Origin of the sequence: Chrysanthemum yellows phytoplasma (genome assembly GCF_000803325.1) — a bacterium.
GTDB classification, from domain to species: Bacteria; Bacillota_I; Bacilli_A; order Acholeplasmatales; family Acholeplasmataceae; genus Phytoplasma; species Phytoplasma asteris.
This window is the reverse complement of sequence record NZ_JSWH01000097.1, coordinates 1-4748: the sequence shown is the minus strand read 5'-3', so window position 1 is coordinate 4748 and position 4748 is coordinate 1. Positions and strand designations below refer to the sequence as shown.

Annotated in this window: 4 protein-coding genes and 2 pseudogenes; all 6 read right to left on the bottom strand. The window is 27.8% G+C overall.

Going from position 1 to position 4748, the window contains the following annotated elements:
* Positions 1 to 2165: ATP-binding protein (locus OL66_RS01920; RefSeq protein WP_034172245.1), on the bottom strand; the 2165-nt coding region annotated here is incomplete at its 3' end.
* 42 nt (positions 2166 to 2207) lie between these two features.
* Positions 2208 to 2498: an HU family DNA-binding protein gene (locus OL66_RS01915; protein WP_011160691.1), complete on the bottom strand. Its 291-nt coding sequence runs from the start codon at positions 2496 to 2498 to the stop codon at positions 2208 to 2210.
* A 108-nt stretch (positions 2499 to 2606) separates the two neighbouring features.
* A pseudogene (locus OL66_RS04295) lies at positions 2607 to 3437 on the bottom strand (DNA adenine methylase).
* A complete protein-coding gene (locus OL66_RS01900; protein ID WP_034172243.1) occupies positions 3427 to 3606 on the bottom strand; it encodes a hypothetical protein in 180 nt (59 codons plus the stop codon). The pseudogene OL66_RS04295 and the gene OL66_RS01900 overlap by 11 nt, the downstream one beginning before the upstream one ends.
* Before the next feature lie 139 nt (positions 3607 to 3745).
* Positions 3746 to 4075 carry a single-stranded DNA-binding protein gene (locus tag OL66_RS01895; RefSeq protein ID WP_011160693.1) on the bottom strand — a complete coding sequence of 110 codons (330 nt, stop codon included), beginning with the start codon at positions 4073 to 4075 and terminating at the stop codon, positions 3746 to 3748.
* A gap of 229 nt (positions 4076 to 4304) precedes the next feature.
* Positions 4305 to 4748 (bottom strand): annotated as a pseudogene (locus tag OL66_RS01890) (sigma-70 family RNA polymerase sigma factor); the annotation flags it as partial.

The following is a 4748-nucleotide window of genomic DNA, read 5'->3' as shown; positions in this document are numbered from 1 at the left end:
TAGTAGTCTTTGTCGTCATCTAAGAAGTGTTTAGGGCCTTGGTATTTAAGGATTAAACAGTTGCCACTTGAGTTTTCTTTGAATTGTTTTTCTAATTTCACATATAGATATAATTGACTGTCATCTTCTTTATCGAAACGAGAAAATTTAAATCCATTAATGGAGGTTTCCTTATAAGTTAACCCTTTATTGTTCCAACGGTCGAAAGGATGACGATCTTTGATGTAACATACAAGGTTAGAAGGTTCTTTTTGAAGTTCACGACGATTTTCGACCAGCTTTAATTCTTTTCTTAAATTTTCTTCTTGAGCTGGAAGATTTTTAAGTTTATTTTTAATATCGATTATTTCTTGGTTTTTATCTTTAATCGTTTGTTCATATTTGTCAGGCGTTTGGTTTAAAGTGACTAATTCTTGTTCTAATTGGGAGATTTTATTTTCTTGGTGGATTTTAGTTAATTGCTGATTAATATTATTTAATTCCGATTGGATTTGAGAATAGCGACGATTGTAATAGTTAATGCCGTTTAAACCATCAAAGGTATAGCGACATTCAATTCTAGTTTCGTCTTTAGGTTTATCTAAATATTGATTGAAACCTTGACGCCATTGAGCGTATTGATTTTCACAAGCTTCTCTTCTTTTTTTAACCTGACTATAATCAGGTTTCATTTTTAATTTTAGTTGTAAGACTTCTTCGAGATCCGAAGGTAACATGACTGCGTGGGTTTGAGGGTTTTGTTGAGCCCATTTGGCCGTTTTTTTGTAAGCTTCTTCAATGATCGTGGTTAAATCACGATTAGAGAGATTTTTGCCTTGACATAATTGGGTAATATCTTTTAAAGCTAAGAAAGTATGATAACTAATTTGATAAGGAACAATAATATGTTTTAAATAACATTCAATTTCGGAATTTTTTAAATTACCAATATAGATTTCTTTACTAAAACGGCTGCGTAAAGCCGTATCAATTTTATGAAGGTTATTAGTTGCTCCCATTAAGACAATTTTTTTATTACTACTATTAAAACCATCTAATTTATCTAATAAAGTATTAATCACATTGACTCCTCCTGAATAAATGTTAGAATCATTACGATTTTCTAATCCTTCAATTTCATCAATAAAGATAATGGTTTTATCATGATTTTCGGCTTCTTGCCACACTTTCTCGACTTCTTTTTCTCCTTCGCCGATGTATTTTTGTCGGAATTTGGAAGGAATTAAATTAATAAAGTGAACATTAGCTTCCCCACAAAGAGCTTTGATTAAGAAGGTTTTACCTGTTCCTGGTGGTCCATAAAGTAAATAACCTTTGGGACGAACTTTATCAAAGTTAATTAAGGATTGGTTTGTTCGAAAATAACTTAATAAATCATCTAATTCTTCTTTTTCTGTTTCCATACCGTAAACATCTTTGAATGTCACTTGTTTTTTAGTATGAGGAAGAGGTTTATTTTCTTTTAAATGATTTAATTGGATAGTTAAATTTTTCTTTTGTTTTTCAAAAGCTAATTTTTGATCAGTTAAGAACAGTTGAAAATCATTTAGATTTTTTAATTCAGTTTGATTTTTTCGATATTCTTTTTGCGTTTTTAATTCTTCAATTCTTTTTTGATTAGCTTCGACATAATTAAGAGCTTGGTTTAATTGGGAAATTTGTTGTTGGAGGTTTTCTTGGGTTTGAAGTTGGGCTTTTTCTTGAGCTAATTTTTCTAATTCTTCTTGTTTTTCTTTTTGATTTTGGTTTAACGCTTTTCTTTGTTCTAATAAATTATCGACTAAGGTTTGTTGGGTTTGTTGTTGGGTTTTTAGTTCGGTTAATTGTTGTTGTTTTTGGGTTTTGATGGTCGGAGTTAATTGAGGATTATTAGTTAATTCGGTTTGGAGAGTTTTAATTTTGGTAATAATGTCGGTTAAAGTTTTAACATTCTCATCAATTTGGGTTTTTAAGGTGTAATCTTTTTGTTGTAATTCTTTGATTTTGGTTTGTTCTAATTTGATTTGGTTTTCGATCTTTTGTTGTTTTGTTGATGAGGGTTGTTTAGTTAATGATAGGTTTTTAGTTGGTGGACGAGAATGAGTGATGCCAAAGATTAATAAAATCAATAAACCTAAACTTAATAATCCGATCAAACTCAGATAAATTTTTTTGTTTAATGTCATAGAGAACCTCCTTTCTTAGGTTTTTGAAAGAAAATAATTGGGTTATTTTAAAATTAAAGTTTTCGCTTTATCTTTAATCGATTTTGAAAGTTTAAAAGCGACTACTGTTTTCGCAGGAATTTTTAATTTTTTCTTTGTTTTAGGGTTTCTACCGATGTAGGCTTTTCTTGGTTTTAATTGGAATTTACCGATTTGAGGTGATAAAACTACTTCTTCATTAGTAGTAATTGCTTCAATTAAAGTCTTTTCGAAGATATGATAAAATTCTTCTGTTTTTGAAATTGAGGTTTTATTTACCTCAGCGATTTTTTTAATTAATTCTTTTTTAGTCATAATGATTTGACTCCTTTTTTGATTTTTTTGGAAAATTACTGTTATTTAAATTAAAATAGAGTTTCATATCCAATTTAATGATGTGAAACGATAGTGAAAATTTTAATTTTACTCATAATTTTTAATAATGATTTCTTGATGGATTTTTTTGTTGGTGAGATAATGGCTTGTTGTTGTTTTTGTTTTAATGATGTGACAATTTGAAAATAAATGAAGAATTGGGGTTGTTTCATAATTGGTATATAACCATTTAACACCCCTTTTGGTTGCTTGGTGTAATTCCAAGGCTAATTGTTGATGATCAGTAAAAGAAAATGGTTTTTGGTAAAAATCTTTATCTTTAATACCTTCATAGTAATATGGTGGATCGATAAAAAGAAAATCGCCTTGTTGACTATTGGCGATAATTTGACGAAAATCCATACAATATAAAACATGTTTTTTATTTTGGAAATGTCTTTAGAATGTAACTAATTCGTTTAAATTGATGATGGGAGTTTTTTGTTTGGATTTATACCCAAAATTTGTTTTTAAATTACTTTGCTTATCATAACGAGTAATACCACGAAAAGCGTATTTATTTAAAACATAAAAGATAGCTGACCTGGTTAATTTTTTTCTTTTTTTGACATTTTGATTATATTGGTTTAATAAATGTTTAAAAGCTTGTTTTTGGTTCTTTTGGTTGTTATATTGGTAAATATAATTTTCTATGGCTTTGACCTTGTTAACGAAATGATCGGGATTTTGGAGACTTTGTTTCCACATAGTGATTAATTGGTGATCATTATCGTTTAAAATCGCTTTTGATGGTTGTAAATAAAAATAAAGAACCCCACTTCCTAAAAAAGGTTCGTAATAAGTTTTAAATTGTTTGGGTAAATGAGAAATAATTTGAGGCAAAAGTTTTTTCTTACATCCAATCCAATTAATTTTCATCTTTCTTCTCCTTATTCCATAAATAAAATAAAAAGAAAATATCAGAAAAGATGGCGATCATAGCGTTAAATTTTAATCCTAATTCAAAATTGAAAAATAAAGCCATAATATTACTAATGATGAAAAATAAATAGGAAATGGTTAATAAAATAGGATATCTTTTTTTCATTTTGTCTCCTTTATTTTTTTATTTCTTTTGGTTTCCTTACCAATAATTGTGTGTTTTTTTCAAATAAAAAACCCCTTTTCAAAAGGGGTTAGATGATTAAGTTTATTTGGTTGTTATTGAGTTTTATGAATTGATTGTTTTAAAAAGGTAAAGTTTCTTGAGGTTTATTATCTAAAAAGATCACGTTTTGAAGAATAACTTTAGTGTTAATTTTAGTTTGACCTTCATTATTCGTATATTTTTGAATGGATAAAAGCCCTTCAAGATAAATTTTCGAACCTTTATGTAAATATTTCTTCATGTTTTCGGCTTTTTTTCGAAAAGCGACACAAGGGATGAATTGGGTTATCTCTTTAAGGTTAACCGCTAATTGAAAATCGATTTTAGGGATTTGTTCGTTGTTTGAATTGATATATTGTTTTTCTAAATCATGGCTTATACGGCCTATTAATTGAACTTTATTTAACATATTTTAATTTTCCTTCTTTTTGATATATTTTTTTATTTATCCATCAATAAAACTTTTGAAAACAAATGTATTGAACGACTATCTAATTTGTTGATGTTGGAATCGTTTATTACTGTTGTTTCAAAAATTTTATGTTGAGTTTTGATACAAAAAAAAGATTACTTTGAAAGTAATCTGGTTTTTTTATTGTTTCAAATAACTAGTTTAACGTCATTACGGACGAGAAAGGTTAACGTTTTTTTGTTTTTTTTAATTTTTTGATAGCGATGTTTTTAATATTTTCTACTTTTTTTAAAGATAAATGGAGTTTTTGGGCTATTTCTTCATTCGAATAACTAGTTTGATAATCTTCGTTGATATTCCCTAAAGGAACACCAAAACTTAAATGGATAATTTTGAATTCGGTTTCGCTTAATTTTGCTTTCATTTTTTTAAAAAATTTTCATGCTTAACTTGTTTTAACCATAATTGATGAGGATTTAGTTTATTTATTTGATATGGTTCACAAAAATCTTCTTGAAAAGAAAGATTATCCTTTTTATGATTTTTTTGTGGGATTGAAGGAGAATGGCTTTTTCTTATTATTTCTCTTATTTCCGATTTGATGGTTGGAGTAGCATAAGCGATAAAGTCATAACCTAAATCTTGGTAATGATTGAGGGCTTTGATTAAT

What these genes read in the sequence shown, in the direction of transcription:
- OL66_RS01895 (WP_011160693.1), bottom strand. Translation starts at nt 4,075, where the DNA reads ATGTTAAATAAAGTTCAATTAATAGGCCGTATAAGCCATGATTTAGAA.
- OL66_RS01900 (WP_034172243.1), bottom strand. Translation starts at nt 3,606, where the DNA reads ATGAAAAAAAGATATCCTATTTTATTAACCATTTCCTATTTATTTTTC.
- OL66_RS01915 (WP_011160691.1), bottom strand. Translation starts at nt 2,498, where the DNA reads ATGACTAAAAAAGAATTAATTAAAAAAATCGCTGAGGTAAATAAAACC.